Origin of the sequence: Paraburkholderia dinghuensis (genome assembly GCF_003837865.1) — a bacterium.
GTDB lineage: Bacteria > Pseudomonadota > Gammaproteobacteria > Burkholderiales > Burkholderiaceae > Paraburkholderia > Paraburkholderia dinghuensis.
Genome location: NZ_RQIS01000004.1, coordinates 201,581 through 218,034, shown reverse-complemented (window position 1 = coordinate 218,034; position 16,454 = coordinate 201,581). Strand labels below are relative to the sequence as shown.

The 16,454-nt window shown below is 64.6% G+C and carries 12 protein-coding genes; 6 read left to right on the top strand and 6 right to left on the bottom strand.

Translation table 11 applies throughout. From position 1 onward, the window contains the following. Positions 1–56 precede the first annotated feature (56 nt). From def to D1Y85_RS07340, 5 genes are all read right to left on the bottom strand, one after another. On the bottom strand, positions 57–590 hold the full coding sequence (def, locus tag D1Y85_RS07360; protein ID WP_124150393.1) for a peptide deformylase: 534 nt from the start codon (positions 588–590) through the stop codon (positions 57–59). Next, complete coding sequence (ligA, locus tag D1Y85_RS07355) at positions 587–2,638, bottom strand: NAD-dependent DNA ligase LigA (protein WP_124150392.1); 2,052 nt, start codon at positions 2,636–2,638, stop codon at positions 587–589. Before ligA ends, def begins: the two co-directional genes overlap by 4 nt. 333 nt (positions 2,639–2,971) lie before the next feature. After that, the gene (locus D1Y85_RS07350; RefSeq protein ID WP_124150391.1) at positions 2,972–4,231 is read right to left on the bottom strand and encodes a cell division protein ZipA C-terminal FtsZ-binding domain-containing protein; all 1,260 of its coding nucleotides are present in this window, start codon (positions 4,229–4,231) and stop codon (positions 2,972–2,974) included. 126 nt (positions 4,232–4,357) lie between these two features. After that, entirely contained in the window at positions 4,358–7,876 is a 3,519-nt protein-coding gene (gene smc / locus D1Y85_RS07345; RefSeq protein WP_124150390.1) for a chromosome segregation protein SMC, read from the bottom strand. 160 nt (positions 7,877–8,036) lie between these two features. Further along, positions 8,037–9,056, bottom strand: a complete 1,020-nt coding sequence (locus D1Y85_RS07340) for a DMT family transporter (RefSeq protein WP_124150389.1) — start codon at positions 9,054–9,056, stop codon at positions 8,037–8,039. Between the two features lie 390 nt (positions 9,057–9,446). Between D1Y85_RS07340 and dapC the strand changes: the two genes are divergently transcribed. The 6 genes from dapC to cls all read left to right on the top strand — a co-directional run bounded on the left by dapC (position 9,447) and on the right by cls (position 15,843). Next, on the top strand, positions 9,447–10,667 hold the full coding sequence (dapC, locus tag D1Y85_RS07335) for a succinyldiaminopimelate transaminase (RefSeq protein WP_246024820.1): 1,221 nt from the start codon (positions 9,447–9,449) through the stop codon (positions 10,665–10,667). A gap of 60 nt (positions 10,668–10,727) precedes the next feature. Beyond that, the gene (gene dapD / locus D1Y85_RS07330; protein WP_124150387.1) at positions 10,728–11,555 is read left to right on the top strand and encodes a 2,3,4,5-tetrahydropyridine-2,6-dicarboxylate N-succinyltransferase; all 828 of its coding nucleotides are present in this window, start codon (positions 10,728–10,730) and stop codon (positions 11,553–11,555) included. Next, a complete protein-coding gene (locus D1Y85_RS07325) occupies positions 11,555–11,932 on the top strand; it encodes an ArsC family reductase (protein WP_124150386.1) in 378 nt (125 codons plus the stop codon). The genes dapD and D1Y85_RS07325 overlap by 1 nt, the downstream gene beginning before the upstream one ends. A 143-nt stretch (positions 11,933–12,075) precedes the next feature. Beyond that, entirely contained in the window at positions 12,076–13,215 is a 1,140-nt protein-coding gene (dapE, locus tag D1Y85_RS07320; protein WP_124150385.1) for a succinyl-diaminopimelate desuccinylase, read from the top strand. Between the two features lie 23 nt (positions 13,216–13,238). Further along, entirely contained in the window at positions 13,239–14,135 is an 897-nt protein-coding gene (gene prmB, locus D1Y85_RS07315) for a 50S ribosomal protein L3 N(5)-glutamine methyltransferase (protein WP_124150384.1), read from the top strand. 268 nt (positions 14,136–14,403) lie between these two features. Beyond that, entirely contained in the window at positions 14,404–15,843 is a 1,440-nt protein-coding gene (gene cls, locus D1Y85_RS07310; RefSeq protein ID WP_124150383.1) for a cardiolipin synthase, read from the top strand. Between the two features lie 9 nt (positions 15,844–15,852). Here the strand turns inward: cls and D1Y85_RS07305 are convergent, their stop codons facing one another. After that, positions 15,853–16,338 (bottom strand): glutathione peroxidase, encoded by a 486-nt coding sequence (locus D1Y85_RS07305; RefSeq protein WP_124150382.1) that lies wholly within the window; start codon positions 16,336–16,338, stop codon positions 15,853–15,855. Positions 16,339–16,454 lie beyond the last annotated feature (116 nt).

The window sequence follows — 16,454 nt, the reverse complement described above, 5'->3', positions numbered from 1 at the left end:
GCGGGTACGCAGGCATCGCACAAGTAAAAACGGGAGCACCAAGCTCCCGTTTTTACTTAGTCGTCGCTGACCGGATCGAGATCGGGAAACAGCACGTCGGTGAAACCGAACTGCGAGAAGTCGGTGATCCGCATCGGGTAAAGCTTGCCGATCAGGTGGTCGCACTCGTGCTGGACCACGCGGGCGTGGAAGCCTTCGGCAATGCGCTCGATGGGTTTGCCGTACTGGTCGAAGCCGTTGTAGCGGATCATCGAATACCGGCTCACCACACCGCGCATTCCCGGTACTGAAAGACACCCCTCCCAGCCCTCTTCCATATCGTGCGACAGGGGGTGAATGACGGGATTGAGAAGCACCGTCTGCGGGACCGCGGGCGCCTCGGGATAGCGCTCGTTCTGCTCGAAGCCGAAGATCACGACCTGCAGATCGACGCCGATCTGCGGCGCGGCCAAACCTGCCCCGTTCGCGGCGTGCATCGTCTCGAACATGTCGGCGATGAGCGCGTGCAGCTCGGGTGTGTCGAAATGATCGACCGGTTTTGCGATGCTGAGCAGCCGGGGATCACCCATCCTGAGAATTTCGCGAATCATGTCGTTTGCCCCTCCAGGAGCTTGCGCAAGCCGTCTTCGTCGAGTACCGGTACGCCGAGCTCCTCGGCTTTTGCGAGTTTGCTGCCCGCGTCGGCACCCGCCACCACGTAGTCTGTTTTCTTCGACACCGAGCCGGCCACTTTCGCGCCGGCCGCTTCCAGCATTTCCTTCGCCTCGTCTCGCGTGAGCGTCGACAAGGTGCCCGTCAACACCACCGTCTTGCCGGCCAGCACGCCCTGCGGCGCCCGCGGCGCAGGCGGACCTTCGGGCCATGTAACCTTGCCCGGTGCGCGCAGTTGTTCGATCACCGTGCGGTTATGTTCTTCAGCAAAGAACTGCTGGATCGACTCGGCGACGATGGGCCCCACGTCGTTGACTTCGAGCAGTTCCTCGATGGGCGCAATCATCAGCGGATCGAGCGAACCGAAGTGTTTCGCAAGGTCCTTCGCCGTAGACTCGCCGACATGGCGGATACCGAGCGCGTAAATGAAGCGTGCGAGCGTGGTGGACTTAGCCTTATCGAGCGAATCGAGCAGATTCTGTGCCGATTTGTCGGCCATGCGGTCGAGTGCGGCCAGCGTTCCGAAGCCGAGATTGAACAGGTCTGCGGGCGTGCGCACGAGATTCTGCTCAACGAGCTGATCGATGATCTTTTCGCCCAGCCCGTCGATATCGAGCGCGCGCCGCTGCGCGAAGTGCCAGAGCGCCTGCTTGCGCTGCGCCGGGCAAAACAGGCCGCCGGTGCAACGCGCGATGGCCTCGTCGGGAAGCCGTTCAATGCGCGAACCGCAGACCGGACACTGCGTGGGCATCACAAATTCACGGGCATCGGCTGGACGGCGATCCAGCAGTGCGCCAACCACCTCCGGAATCACGTCGCCCGCGCGGCGCACGATCACTGTGTCGCCGATGCGGATATCCTTGCGCCGCACTTCGTCCTCGTTGTGCAGCGTAGCATTCGTCACCGTCGCTCCACCGACGAACACAGGTTCGAGCCGGGCGACCGGCGTGATAGCGCCCGTGCGGCCCACCTGGACATCGATGGCAATCAGCTTCGTAAGCGCTTCCTGAGCCGGGAACTTGTGGGCAAGCGCGAAGCGCGGCGCACGCGAGACGAAGCCGAGCGCGTCCTGCTCCTCACGGTGATTGACCTTGTAGACGACACCGTCGATGTCGTACGGAAGGCTGTCACGTTTAACGCCCACTGCGCGAAAAAATGCGAGTAGCCCCTGCGCCCCCGTTACGACCGCGCGCTCACTGTTCACCGGCAAACCGAGTTCCGCGTACCAGTCGAGCAGTTCGCTGTGCGAGGCGGGCATCGGCTCGCCCTCCAGCAGGCCAATGCCGTAAGCGAAGAACGACAGCGGCCGCTGCGCGGTAATTTTCGAATCGAGCTGGCGCAGGCTGCCGGCCGCTGCGTTGCGCGGATTGGCGAACTCCTTCTGACCATCTTCGCGCTGACGCTCATTCATGCGTGCGAAGTCGCGACGAAACATCAGCACTTCGCCGCGTACGTCCAGCACCTTCGGCACGCGCTTGCCCTTGAGTCGCAACGGCAAGGAACGGATGGTCCGGACGTTCTCAGTGACATTCTCACCAGTCGTGCCGTCGCCGCGCGTTGAGGCTTCCACGAACACACCGTCGACATAGCGCAGCGAAATGGCCAGCCCGTCGAATTTGAGGTCGCACGCATACTCGACGTCGGTCTTGCCGAGTGCGTCAGCCACTCGCTTGTCGAACGCGACGATGTCCTCATCCTCGAAGCCGTTGTTGAGCGACAGCATCGGCACGTCGTGGATGACGGCCGCAAATCCGGCTGCCGCCTCGCCGCCGACGCGTTGCGTGGGGGAGTCTGGCGTGACTAGCTCAGGATGATCGGATTCGATCTGCTGCAGTTCCTTGAACAGACGGTCGTATTCCGCGTCGGGCAGCTCGGGCTGATCGAGGACGTAGTACGCGTGATTCGCACGCTCGAGCTCCGCGCGCAACCACGCCGCACGTTGCGAGGCAGACAGTTCATTGGTAGGTCGGGTGGACGTTCGGGCCATGCTGGTGCAACGTTGCGAGTGGATTTCGGAGACAGATTATCGCAGGAAGCAGAGCGCGTGGCATCGGCCGAATGGCCATGTTCGTGCGCCGTCGCACCGCCCCCGGCCAGATCCTGGCCGAACGGCCAACGTTCGCCCGGCCGCGTTGACAGCGTCCTGACGAGAATGCGACCGTGAGCGCATCCGCAACCCGCAGGATGCGTCAACGTCATGAACTTCCCAACTGCTTTGTCTGGCGCTTGTCCGTCAGCACCTGGCGCAGACACGCGCACGTCGCATGCCCGCCTGTCGAGCGATGCGCGGTCAGACACAGCCGCGCCGGTTCCGGTCGCGTTACTGGCTAAAGAGTCGCCGCGTAGCAGGCGAGCCCGCCGGAATGCCGGCCTGCTCGAGCTTTGCGTAGAGCGTCATGAGTTGCTTGTCGATGGACTGAAGCACCGATTCCGGCAACGGCCTGCGCTGGTCATCGACCACACGGCCGCCGATTCGCTCAGCGAGCGACCTGGCATAGTCGCACATGAGGCGAAACGGCAGGATGTCTTCGTCGGCGACCGGCACGTCGAGAATCAGGGTGATCATCTGGCCGCCCTTATACGTGAGGTCGTCACGCAGGAAGTTGGTGTCGCCGAACTGCAACATAAACACCGGGCTCTGCTTCGCGTCGAGCTTCACGAACCGCGTGCCGTCCCGCGAGAGCAGCAGGCCATCTTGCGCGGCCACGGCCTGCACGTAGTTCGCCGACCACGGCGCGCCGTCCGACAACACGTTGATCGAAAGTTGTGCGTCGCATTGCGCGGCGAAACCGTCAAGTTCGCGCGCCATCGAAACGGTTTCGATCATGTCTGGGAATTCAGGCGCAGCATCAAGCGCATCGGCGAACTGCTGAACGCCCGTCACGAATTCCGAAAACTCCAGTTCGTTGAGCGGGCCGTTGCGATTGGCGAGCTGGGCCGCAGCGCGCAGCTCTTCGTAGCGCACGCCGTTTTGCAGCAGCTCCCAACCGTCACCGCCTTCAGGCTTGCCTTCGATGTGCACCGGCTTGCTGCCCGCGCGACGCAGGCGCTGGGCGAGCGGGATCACGCGCTCACCGGCCATCGGTGCGGTCAGGCGGATCGGCACGATGCAATCGATCCGGCGATCGACGACCGCTGGCGGAGCCGACGAAATCGTGGTTGCCGCCGGAAGAACCGGCTCGACACGTTCGGCCTCTTCGGGCTCGGCCACCGGCGCGGCGCCCGCCGTGTCAGCCGACCCGGACTCGGACTCGGCACTGAGGAAACCATTCGGCGACGTGTTTTCGGCCTGGATGTCGGCCGGCGTATCGAGTGGCGCTACCGTGCCGAAGCCGGGTTCGACGCGATCGTCGGTAACGCCGTCCCCGAGCGACGGCTCGCGCCGCGACGATGCACGCGCCGGCTCAATGAATGGGCTCTGCTCTTCGAGATCGTCGCGCAGCGGCGCTTCGGCGGCTTCCTCGGGCATTGGACGCGGCATGCGCCGGCGCACTCGGGCGCCCTGCCACGCGTTGTAAACCACCACGCCCCCGACCACCACGGCACCCGCGCCGATCAACCCGAGAGTCAACTCGTCCATGCATGCTCCATCAGCAATTCTTGTCCAGCGGCGCGCCACCAGCGCGACCCGCATGCGTTGCGTTCACGACGCACGAGGCGGCGGCCTTTCGTCCGGCGCCGTCCCTCGTGTGTCGCACACCGACCTTCAGACCGTATTTTGTGCGAAACCTGCCGCCGTTTCCATGTCGACCGCGACGATACGGGACACGCCCTGCTCCTGCATCGTCACGCCGATAAGCTGCTGGGCCATTTCCATCGCAATCTTGTTGTGCGAGATGAACAGGAACTGCGTCTTGTCCGACATCGCCCGCACGAGGTTCGCGAAACGCTCGGTGTTCGCATCGTCGAGCGGCGCGTCCACTTCGTCCAGCAGACAGAACGGCGCCGGATTCAGCTGGAACATCGCAAACACCAGGGCAGTCGCCGTGAGCGCCTTCTCGCCGCCGGACAGCAGGTGAATCGTCGAGTTCTTCTTACCCGGCGGCTGCGCCATGACCTGCACGCCCGCATCGAGAATTTCGTCGCCCGTCATGATGAGCTTCGCCTGGCCGCCACCGAAGAGACGCGGGAACAGTTCGCCGAAATGGTGGTTCACTTCGTCGAACGTGCCTTGAAGCAGCGTACGCGTTTCCTGATCGATCTTGTGGATCGCGTCCTCGAGGGTTTCAATCGCGCTCGTGAGGTCGGCAGACTGTGCGTCAAGGAAGGTCTTGCGCTCCGTCGCCGCCGCGAGCTCGTCGAGGGCCGCCATGTTCACCGGGCCGAGCGCCGTGATCGCATTGTTGATGCGCGTGACTTCGCCCTGCAGATACGACGGCTTCATGTCCGGCGTGAGCTTCTCCTGCAGTGCCGCTTCGTCGACGCCTGCCGCCTGAAGTTGTTCGACGAACTGCTCGCCGTTCAGACGGGCTGCTTGCTCCTTCAACTGCAATTCCGTGATGCGGTCTCGCAACGGCTGCAGCGCGCGTTCTGCGGTAAGGCGTGTCTCGTCGGCCTGGCGCAGCTTCGCACTGAGGTCGTCGAGCTCGGCACGCGCCACGCGCAGCAATGCCTCTTTCTGCGTCCGGATCTCGAGTGCATCCTGCAGGCCAGTATGCGCGGTCTGCTCGTTGATCGTTTCCAGTTCGGCACGTGCATCTTCCAGCGACGCAGCGACACGCTCGCTTTGGTCGTGTGCCACCTGGATGTTGCGTCGCAGTTCCTCGATGCGGTTCGCCATATTGCGCGCAGCAAAGCGCGCATCGCCCGCGGCACGTTCGAGATCACGGGCCGCATTGCGCGCTGCGCCCAGTTCTTCGTCGAGCGCTTCGAACGCCAGCTGGTTGTCCTCGAAACGAGCCTGAAGTTCAGCCAGTTCGCCGTCGTGACGCTCGAAGTTTGCTTCCGACTCCGCGCGCAACGCGCGCTGCTCGTCGATCTGTGCCGCGATCTCGCCCTGCTCCTCGCGAATCTGCGTGCTGCGTGCGGTGTAGCGTTCGTGCGCCTGGGTCAGCTTCAGCACGTCCATCTGCAGGGCGTGCACGCGCTGTGTTGCGCGCTCGGCCTGCTGGCGCACTTCTGTGAGCACCTGCGCGGCCTGTGTGTGGACAGCGTCGGCACGGATCGCTGCCGCACGCGCATCGTCGGCGAGAAGTGCCTGCGCGCGCACCTGGCGCGTCAGATTCTCGATTTCCTGCTGACGTGCGAGCATGCCGGCCTGTTCGGAATCGGCCGCGTAAAGCTGTACGCCCACTCGCGTCACCATGTGGCCAGCCTTCACGACGAAGGTACCGCCCGACGGCAACTGCGCACGCTGTGCCAGCGCTTCGGAAAGGTCGGCCGCAACGAATGTCGAACCAAGCCATTCGGACAACACCGCGCGCAGACCGGCATCGTCGATTCGCACGAGCGACAGCAACGATGTGAGGCCCGCGGACGCACTCGCCGGTTGAGCCGCGGCGGGCGGCGCGTAGAACGCGAGCTTGGCGGGCGGCGCGTCGCTGGCGAATGCCTTCACCCAGTCGAGGTTCGACACCTCGAGCGCCGCGAGACGCTCGCGCAGCGCCGCTTCAAGTGCGGTTTCCCAGCCCGCCTCGACATGCAGCTTCTTCCACAGGCGCGGCAGCGCACCCAGCTCGTGACGGTCGAGCCAGGGCTGGATCTTGCCTTCGGTCTGCACGTTCTCCTGCAACTGCTTGAGCGCCGCAAGGCGTGCTTCGAGCTGGTGAATCTGCGCGCTCTCCGCCTGCACGCGCTCATGCGCGGCGCGGCGTTCGTCTTCGAGACGCGGCAGCGCGTCCTGCGCCTCCGACAACCGCTCTTGCGCGTCGCGCAGGACTTCCTCCTGCTCGGCCAGTTGCATACGCAACTCTTCCAGTTGCGCTTCGTCCGGTGCGTCGAGTCCGCCTGCTTCAGCCTTCAGTCGCTCGTGACGCTGCTGCAGTTGCTGCAGCATCTGGTCGGCGTTGCGCTGATGCGCTGCCTCAAGCTTCAACGCCTGTTCGGTTTGCGCAATTGCTCCGCGCTCGTCGTTAAGGCCGCCCTGCGCATCGCGCCAGCGGGCCTCGAGCGCGGGCAGCGCGTCCTGCTTCGCGGCCGCATCTTCTTCTGCCACCGCGGCCTTTTCTTCCGCGATCGCCAACTGTTCTTCGGCTTCCTCGATGTCGTCTTGCGACTTCTGCGCCTGCGACTGCCATTGCTCGCGTTGCGCAGTAAGCGCCGCGATCTGCGCCTGCACACGATTGCGCGACTCGACGATGAACTTGATCTCGGCTTCGAGGCGGCTCACCTCGGCATTCGCCTCGTAGAGGGCGCCCTGCGCACCCTGCGTCGCGTCGCTCGCGGCGTAATGCGCGACGCGCAGCGTCTCGAGCTGCGCCTCGACCTCGCGCAGTTGCGCCATCTGGCGCTCAAGGTCGATCTGCGCCTGTTCGATGGCACGCTGCTGGCGCTCCTGCTCGCTTCCCGCCTCGTTCTTGCGCAACAGCCACAGGAGGCGCTGCTTTTCCTCCCCATCCGCCTGCAGTTCGCGGAACTTCGTCGCGACGATGGCCTGACCTTCAAGCTTCTCGAGGTTCGTCGAAAGCTCGCGCACGATGTCCTCGACACGCGTGAGGTTCTCACGCGTGTCATGCAGACGGTTCTCCGTCTCGCGGCGGCGTTCCTTGTACTTCGACACACCCGCCGCTTCTTCGAGGAACACGCGCAGCTCTTCAGGCTTCGCTTCGATGATGCGCGCGATCATGCCCTGACCGATGATCGCGTAGGCCCGAGGCCCGAGGCCCGTGCCGAGAAAGATGTCCTGGATATCGCGTCGGCGCGCGGGCAGGTTGTTGATGTAGTAACTCGACGTCCCGTCACGCGTCAGCACGCGCTTGACGGCGATCTCCGCATACTGGCCCCACTGTCCGGCGGCGCGACCGTCCGCGTTGTCGAACACGAGTTCGACGCTCGCGCGGCTGCCTGGCTTGCGCGCAGTCGAGCCGTTGAAGATGACGTCCTGCATCGATTCGCCGCGCAGCTCGGATGCGCGGGATTCGCCGAGCACCCAGCGCACTGCGTCGATGATGTTGGACTTCCCACAGCCATTCGGCCCGACCACGCCAACGAGCTGGCCCGGAACCTGAAAATGCGTGGGATCGACGAATGATTTGAAGCCAGCGAGCTTAATCGAGGTCAGACGCACGGCGATATCGCTGTTTGAATAGGGAGAGTGAACGGGACCGCCCGTGCTGCAGGCCACGCCCCGGCGCAATTGCCCGGCGACGGAACGCGCACTGGGCAGCCGCCACGGCTCACCTTGCGGTGCACGTCCACGTGCGCTGCGCGGCGAGAATTAGCGGCAATCATACCATCGCACGCGCGCCATTCCGGTGGCCACGAGGGCTCGAACCTGCTGCGCCGCTGTAGTCGGCGTCGATGTCTTCAATATCGTCGGCCGCGACCAGGTCGTCGTCGTCGCGCCTGGCCGGCGCGGTGCGCGTACGGTGCAACCAGCTCGACAAAAGCGACGCGAGCACGATGCAGCCGCCGCCCGCCCATTCGCGCGGACCCGGCACCTCACCCGCGAAAAGCCACGAAGTGAGCGCCGTGACAACGAGTTCGAACAGCATGATGATCGACGCGCGGTTCGCCGGCACGCGCGCGAGACCGTACTGCACGATCATATTGTTCGACGCGAGCACGAGGCCGAGCGCCATGACAAGCAGCGCCGCACGCGTGAGCAGGTGCCCGGCGGGGGCGGCCGCCATCGGCTCAAAGCCCGCCGCGCATGCACTGAACACCGCCGCACCGCCAAATATCACGGCCGTGCGCATTTCCGGCTTCATATCCGGCAACACGCGGCTCGTTTTGACCACGAGCACGTTGCTCATCGCAAAGCCCATGCCGCCGGCAAGGCCCGCCCATTCGGCGGCATTGCCGGGCAGCGGCACGCCGAGCGTCGGCGACCACAGCATTAGCACCGCCCCGGCCAGCGACAGCGCGGACAGCGCCGCACCCGACCAGGTCAACCGCTCGCCGAGGATAAAATGCGCGAAGAGCGCGGTCCACGCAGGGGTCAGATAGAACAGCAGCAGCACACGCATCACTTCGCCGTGGATCGAACCCCAGACGAAGCCCAGATTGGTCACTCCCGCCGCCAGTCCAAGCAGCGGGAGGACGCCGTGCCAGCGCACCGTCGCGATCGAGCGGCGACGCAGCAACAATACGAACGCGCACCCGGCAGCACTCGTCGCCGCGCTCGCGACCGTGCCCGTCACACCCAGCGCCGCGAGCATCCGCAGCGGGTACCAGACGACGCCCCACACTGACGCGCCGAGCATGATCGCGAGCGTCGGCCATCCGGCCCGCAGGCTCTGATTCATCGCCCGGCCCTCTGCGACGCGCACTTCGCGTCGCAATTCATGCGCCCCTGATACGTCGAAAACCGCATTACTGCTCCCTCATTAAACTTTCGAACTCGCTTGAACGTTTTCCTTGGCGGAGACCCCCCGCATCAACGATGCGAAGCGCACTACTCCGGGCCAGGCAGGTGTCGCCAACGCGCGGTACGGCGGCGCGTCGCCTCCGCCACCACGCTATAATCGTGCGCTCGCAGCCGCCTGGCGCGTGCCCGGAGCATGCGCGTTGCGTGCCCCGTTGCGTGCCCGTTTGGCGCCGGCGCTTTGCCCGTGCAGAGCGCCGCCAGCGGCACACCGCATACGAGCCCCGCGCGCCCGCTGCCCGTCTTTCGCTCTCGCCCGTCCGACGCCCAAGTGAATCCGCTACTCGACACCCTTCAGACCTATCCCTTCGAAAAGCTGCGCGCCCTCTTCAAGGACGTCACGCCGAAAGCCGGCCTGCGGCCCATCAGCCTGGGAATCGGCGAACCGAAACATCCAACGCCTGCACTGATCCGCGACGCCGTGATGGCCTCGCTCGACGGCCTTTCGGTCTATCCCGCGACGGCGGGCACCCCCGCGCTGCGCGAATCCATCGCGAGCTGGGTCAAGGCGCGCTATGCGCTGCCTGCCATCGATGCGAACACGGAAGTGCTGCCGGTCTCGGGCTCGCGCGAGGCGCTGTTCGCGCTCGCGCAGGCGGTCGTGGATCCGTCCGCGGGTGTGAAAGATCCGGCCAGACGCGCGATCGTACTCTGCCCGAACCCGTTCTACCAGATCTACGAGGGTGCGGCGCTGCTCGCGGGCGCCGAGCCGTACTTCGTGAACAGCGATCCGGCCCGCAACTACGCCTGCGATTATTCGCAGGTGCCCGAAGACGTCTGGGCACGCACGCAGTTGCTCTACGTCTGCTCGCCGGGCAACCCGACGGGCGCCGTGCTCACGCTCGACGACTGGCGCGAGCTCTTCGCGCTGTCCGACCGCTACGGCTTCGTTATCGCCTCCGACGAGTGCTACTCCGAAATTTACTTCGACGAAGCGTTGCCGCCGCTCGGCGGGCTCGAGGCGGCGCACCGCCTTGGCCGCGGTTTCGAGCGCCTCGTGATGCTGTCGAGTCTCTCGAAGCGGTCGAATGTGCCAGGCATGCGATCGGGCTTCGTCGCCGGCGACGCCGCGATCCTCAAGCGCTTCCTCCTCTACCGCACCTACCACGGTTCGGCGATGTCACCGGTCTGGCAGGCCGCCAGCATCGCCGCGTGGGGTGACGAGCAACACGTGCGCGAGAACCGCGCGAAGTACGTGCAGAAGTTTTCGACGGTTACGCCGATGCTCGCCGAGGTGCTGGACGTGCGTCTGCCTGACGCCGCGTTCTACCTCTGGGCGAACGTCTCGCGCACCGGACTCTCCGATACCGCGTTCGCCCAGCGCCTCTACGCCGACTATAATGTGACGGTCCTGCCGGGCTCCTATCTGGCCCGCACCGCGCACGGTGCGAATCCGGGCCAGAATTTCGTCCGCATGGCGCTCGTCGCCGACGTCGAGGAATGTATCGAGGGTGCACAACGCATCGTCGATTTCTGCCGCTCGCTCGCCTGAACGCAAAGCGCCGCGCACCGTAGCGCTTTTCCCTATCCGAACTCACACGAAACCAACACCATGTCGCAACAACTTCAGCAGATCATCGACGCCGCCTGGGAAAACCGTGCAGACTTCTCGGCGAAGTCCGCACCGAACGACGTACGCGAAGCCGTCGCCCACGTGATCGCGGAACTGGACCGTGGCGCGCTGCGCTGCGCCGAGAAGAAGGATGGCGACTGGGTCGTCAACCAGTGGGTGAAGAAGGCCGTGCTGCTGTCGTTCCGCCTCGAAGACAACGTGCCGATGCCCGCCGGCGGCTACAGCCAGTTCTACGACAAGGTCCCGTCGAAGTTCGCGAACTACACCGCCGAAGACTTCGCGGCGGGCGGTTTCCGCGTCGTGCCGCCGGCCATCGCGCGCCGCGGTTCGTTCATCGCGAAGAATGTCGTGCTGATGCCGTCGTACACCAACATCGGCGCCTACGTCGACGAAGGCACGATGGTCGACACGTGGGCAACGGTCGGCTCGTGCGCCCAGATCGGCAAGAACGTGCACCTTTCGGGCGGCGTCGGTATCGGCGGCGTGCTGGAGCCGCTGCAGGCCAACCCGGTCATCATCGAAGACAACTGCTTCATCGGCGCGCGTTCGGAAGTCGTGGAAGGCGTGATCGTCGAGGAAAACTCGGTCATCTCGATGGGCGTGTACCTCGGCCAGAGCACCAAGATCTACGATCGCGAAACCGGCCAGGTTTCGTATGGCCGCATTCCGGCTGGCTCGGTGGTCGTCGCGGGCAACCTGCCCTCGAAGGACGGCTCGCACAGCCTCTACTGCGCCGTGATCGTCAAGAAGGTCGACGCGAAGACGCGCGCCAAGGTCGGCCTGAACGAGCTGCTGCGAGGCGACTGATGGCGAAGTCCAGGGGTTCCGTTGCCACGACTGTCGTCTACGGCATTCCGAACTGCGACAGCGTGAAAAAAGCCCGTGTGTGGCTCGAAGAGCACGGCGTCGAGTTCGAATTCCACGACTTCAAGAAGGCGGGCGTGTCGAATGCGCTCGTCCAGGACTGGCTCAAGGACGTGTCGCTGGATCTGCTCATCAACAAGCGCGGCACGACCTGGCGCGGCCTGTCCGAAGTACACAAGGCTGAAGCCGACACGACCGCCGGCGCGATCGCACTGATGATCCACAAGCCATCGATCATCAAACGGCCGGTGATCGTCGTGAACGGCCGCGTGAAGACACTCGGATTTTCCGCCGAGCAGTACGCGGAGCTTTTCGCTTGAGTACGCCAGGCCTCGCCTGAAGCGCCGCGTGCGCGCCGTGCGTCCGATTTGCATCGCGTCGGGCGCACGCAGTCATGACAAGCAGTTGCCGGCGCCCGTCCGAACCAGCGGCGCCGGCATTTTTATTGGAATTGGCCTACACCATGTCCGGCACCCTCGCCCTTACCGAAGCCCTGATCGCCCGCGCGTCCGTGACGCCCGACGACCAGCACTGCCAGCGCATCATGACCGAACGGCTCGCCGCGCTCGGCTTCACGTGCGAATCGATTGAATCGCACGGCGTGACCAACCTGTGGGCCGTGAAGCGCGGCACGGCTGGCGCCAATGGCCCGTTGCTCGCATTCGCGGGCCACACCGACGTCGTGCCGACCGGCCCGCTCGAACAGTGGAAATCTCCGCCCTTCGAGCCGACGCATCGCGACGGCAAACTCTACGGCCGCGGCGCCGCTGACATGAAGACTTCGCTCGCCGCGTTCGTCGTGGCCACCGAAGAGTTCGTCGCCGCGCATCCGCAGCATCAGGGCGCAATCGCCTTCCTCATCACGAGCGACGAGGAAGGTCCCGCGACCGACGGCACGGTGAAGGTTGTCGAAGCGCTGCAGCAGCGCGGCGAAAAAATGGACTACTGCATCGTCGGCGAGCCGACTTCGACGAACACGCTCGGCGACTGCGTCAAGAACGGCCGCCGCGGCTCGATGTCTGGCAAGCTGATCGTCAAAGGCGTGCAGGGACACATCGCGTATCCGCATCTCGCGAAGAATCCCGTGCATCTGCTCGCGCCCGCGCTCGCGGAACTCGTGGCCGAAAAGTGGGACGACGGCAACGAGTACTTCCCGCCTACGACGTGGCAGGTGTCCAACCTTCACAGCGGCACTGGCGCGAGCAACGTGATTCCGGGCCACGCCGACGTGCAGTTCAATTTTCGCTTTTCGACCGCCAGCACGGTCGAAGGTCTGCAGCAGCGCGTGCATGCGATCCTCGACAAGCACGGTCTCGAATACGACCTGCACTGGAGCGTGAGCGGCCTGCCATTCCTGACGCCGCGCGGCGCGCTGTCGAACGCACTCGAAAAGGCGATCCAGGACGAAACCGGCATTACGATCGAACTCTCGACAACAGGCGGAACATCCGATGGCCGCTTTATCGCGCGCATGTGCCCGCAGGTCGTGGAATTCGGTCCGCCGAACGGCAGCATCCACAAGATCGACGAGCATATCGAAGTGAAATACATCGATCCTCTGAAGAACGTATATCGACGCGTGCTCGAGCAACTGATCGCCTGAACACGCCCGCCGGAGCCCCACACATGACGCACCCGCTATCGACCACTTTTTCCACCGTGCGCGACCTGCTGCGCTACGCAGTGACGCGCTTCACCGGCGCGCAACTGGCGTTCGGCCACGGCACAACCAATGCCTACGACGAGGCCGCGTACTTGATCCTGCACACGCTGCATCTGCCGCTCGATCTGCTCGATCCCTTCCTCGACGCGCGACTCACGACCGAGGAGGTCGATGCCGTGCTTGGCGTAATCGAGCGCCGCGTGAACGACCGCGTGCCCGCTGCCTACATCACGAACGAGGCGTGGATGCACGGCCTGCGCTTCTACGTCGACGAGCGCGTGATCGTGCCGCGTTCGTTCATCGGCGAACTACTCGAAGACGGCCTGCAGCCCTATGTCGAGGACCCCGAACAAGTCGGAGCAGTGCTCGAACTGTGCACGGGCTCGGCCAGCCTCGCGATCCTCGCTGCACATGCGTTCCCGAACGCCGATATCGACGCAGTGGACCTCTCGGCGCCGGCACTCGAAGTGGCGCGCCGCAACGTCCACGAACACGGTCTCGACGAACGTATCTCGCTCTTCGAAGGTGACCTGTTCGCGCCGCTGCCCGAACGCCGTTACGACGTCATCCTGACGAATCCGCCGTACGTGAACGCCGGTTCGATGCAGGCGCTGCCTCCCGAGTACCGCCACGAGCCGGAGATGGCGCTCGCCGGCGGCGCGGACGGGATGGACATCGTGCGCCGCATCCTTTCGGAAGCGCGCAACTGGCTCACCAACGAGGGCGTACTCGTCGTGGAAATCGGCAATGAGCGCGCGAACGTCGAGGCAGCGTTCGGCGGACTGGACCTCGTCTGGCTCCCGACGAGCGCCGGCGATGACCAGGTGTTCCTGATCCAGGCGGCAGACCTGCCCACATAAGCGGCTTTCACAGCCGGAGAGGCCCCTGCGCGGCACTGCGCAGGGGCCGCACGACAACGCTGATCGGTCACGCACCAGACATCAGCCGCACTGGCGCTTCACAACCGCCTCACAACCACCCACAGTTCATACCGTCACGCCTGAACGTGACGCCCGACACACATCGGGGCCAGACCAATAGCCGCGAGGCGGCAGGGTTAGGTAAGATGGTTGCTTTCCGGCAACCGCGCTACGACGTCTTCGGACATCAGAAGCGTCCCGCGCCTCTATGCAATTCGACTGGTCACATCTCGGCACCCTGCTCGCGATCATCCACGTCCTTGGACTCGCGGCGGCGTGTCATGCCATCCTCAAAACCCGCACCTCACAGGGCGCGATCGCCTGGGCCGTGTCGCTCGCGACGATGCCCTATCTCACGCTGATCCCCTATCTCTTCCTCGGCCGCAGCAAGTTCGAGGGCTACGCGGACGCCCGGCGGTTACGCAACGAGACCCTGCGTACGCGGGCACACGCGCCCGAGTGGGACAAACTCGTCACCGCAGGCGAATGGCCCGCCGACGAACTCGGCGTGCGCGTCATCCGGACCATGGCCCAACTAGGCGGCATGCCAATCGTGCCGGGCAACTCGGTGCGCACGCTCGTGAACGGAGAGGCGACGTTCTCGGCGATATTCGACGCCATCGAGCAAGCGCGTGACTACGTGATCGTGCAATTTTTCATCGTGCGCGCGGACGCGCTCGGCGACCTGCTGAAGGACACACTCATCCAGTGCGTGGCGCGCGGCGTGCGCGCGTTTTTCCTCTACGACAGCATCGGCTCCTTCGATCTGCCCGCGAGCTACGTCGAAGAACTGCGAGAAGGCGGCGTAGTGGTGCACCCGTTCTCGACGACGCGCCGCTTCGTCAACCGCTTCCAGCTCAATTTTCGCAATCACCGCAAGATCGTCGTCGTCGATGGCGAGTGCGCGTTCGTGGGCGGCCACAACGTGGGCGTCGAATATCTCGGCGCGAAACCGCCGCTCTCGCCATGGCGGGACACGCACATCGAAGTGCGCGGCCCGGTGGTCGCGAACATCCAGTTCGCGTTCACCGAGGACTGGTACTGGGCGACCCAGGAACTGCCCGGCTGCGAACCACCGCACGTCGCGCCACGCGACGACAACATGTTCTGCCTCGTGATGCCGACCGGCCCCGCGGACCGCCAGGAGACGTGTTCGCTCTTCTTCGTCGAGGCGATCAACGCCGCGCGCCGTCGCCTATGGATCACGACGCCCTATCTCGTGCCCGACGAAGCAGTATTCTCGGCGCTGCGCCTCGCGGTGCTGCGCGGCGTGGACGTGCGCATCATGATTCCGTCGCGCCGCGATCACTACGTCGTGTTCGAGGCCTCGACACTGTACGCATTCGATGCAATCCGCGCAGGCATTCGCATCTTCCGCTACCAGCCAGGCTTCCTGCACCAGAAGGTCGTGCTGATCGACGACGTAGCCGCTGCCGTCGGCAGCGCCAACCTCGACAACCGCTCGTTCCGCCTGAACTTCGAAATCATGGTGCTCACAGTGCACCGCGGTTTCGCAGCCGAAGTCGAATCGATGCTGCTGCGCGATTTCGCGCAATCAGTCGAGATCGACCGCAGCGAATACCGCGACTCGCACGCCTGGCGCAAGGTCGCGATGCGCGTCGCCCGCCTCTTCGCCCCCATCCTCTAGCGCGACTGATCAGAGCAACTTTTCGATGTCCGCCGCAATGGCTTCGGGCTTCGTGGCTGGCGCGTAGCGTTTCACCACATTGCCCTCGCGGTCGACGAGAAACTTCGTGAAGTTCCACTTGATCGCCGCTAGCCCAAGGATGCCTGGCGCCTCGTCAGTAAGCCAGCGATAGAGCGGATGGGCGTTCGCCCCCTTCACGTCGATCTTGTTGAACATCGGAAACGTGACGCCATAATTCTTCTCGCAAAAGCCGCCGATCTGCGCCGCGTCGCCCGGTTCCTGCTTGCCGAACTGGTTGCATGGAAAGCCGAGCACCGCGAGTCCACGCGGGGCGTACTCGTCGTAAAGCTTCTGCAATCCTGCGTACTGTGGCGTGAACCCACACTCGCTCGCCGTGTTCACGACTAGGAGCACCTTGCCGGCATAGCGTTCGAGGCTCACCGGACTGCCCGTGCCAAGCGGCTCAGCCGAAAACGAATAGATGGAGTTCGTCACCTGTGCTCTCCCCGTGGAAAGCGTCAGTCTACGTGAGAAACGCTGTGCGACGCACCCTGGCCGAACGGCGAATGCCGGCGCGCAGGCCACCCAGGTAAAATAGCGTTTTTCCCTCG

Excerpts from the sequence above, each read along its gene's own strand:
- ligA (WP_124150392.1), bottom strand. The coding sequence starts at position 2,638 with ATGGCCCGAACGTCCACCCGACCTACCAATGAACTGTCTGCCTCGCAA.
- def (WP_124150393.1), bottom strand. The coding sequence starts at position 590 with ATGATTCGCGAAATTCTCAGGATGGGTGATCCCCGGCTGCTCAGCATC.
- D1Y85_RS07340 (WP_124150389.1), bottom strand. The coding sequence starts at position 9,056 with ATGAATCAGAGCCTGCGGGCCGGATGGCCGACGCTCGCGATCATGCTC.
- D1Y85_RS07350 (WP_124150391.1), bottom strand. The coding sequence starts at position 4,231 with ATGGACGAGTTGACTCTCGGGTTGATCGGCGCGGGTGCCGTGGTGGTC.
- prmB (WP_124150384.1), top strand. The coding sequence starts at position 13,239 with ATGACGCACCCGCTATCGACCACTTTTTCCACCGTGCGCGACCTGCTG.
- dapE (WP_124150385.1), top strand. The coding sequence starts at position 12,076 with ATGTCCGGCACCCTCGCCCTTACCGAAGCCCTGATCGCCCGCGCGTCC.
- cls (WP_124150383.1), top strand. The coding sequence starts at position 14,404 with ATGCAATTCGACTGGTCACATCTCGGCACCCTGCTCGCGATCATCCAC.
- dapD (WP_124150387.1), top strand. The coding sequence starts at position 10,728 with ATGTCGCAACAACTTCAGCAGATCATCGACGCCGCCTGGGAAAACCGT.
- D1Y85_RS07325 (WP_124150386.1), top strand. The coding sequence starts at position 11,555 with ATGGCGAAGTCCAGGGGTTCCGTTGCCACGACTGTCGTCTACGGCATT.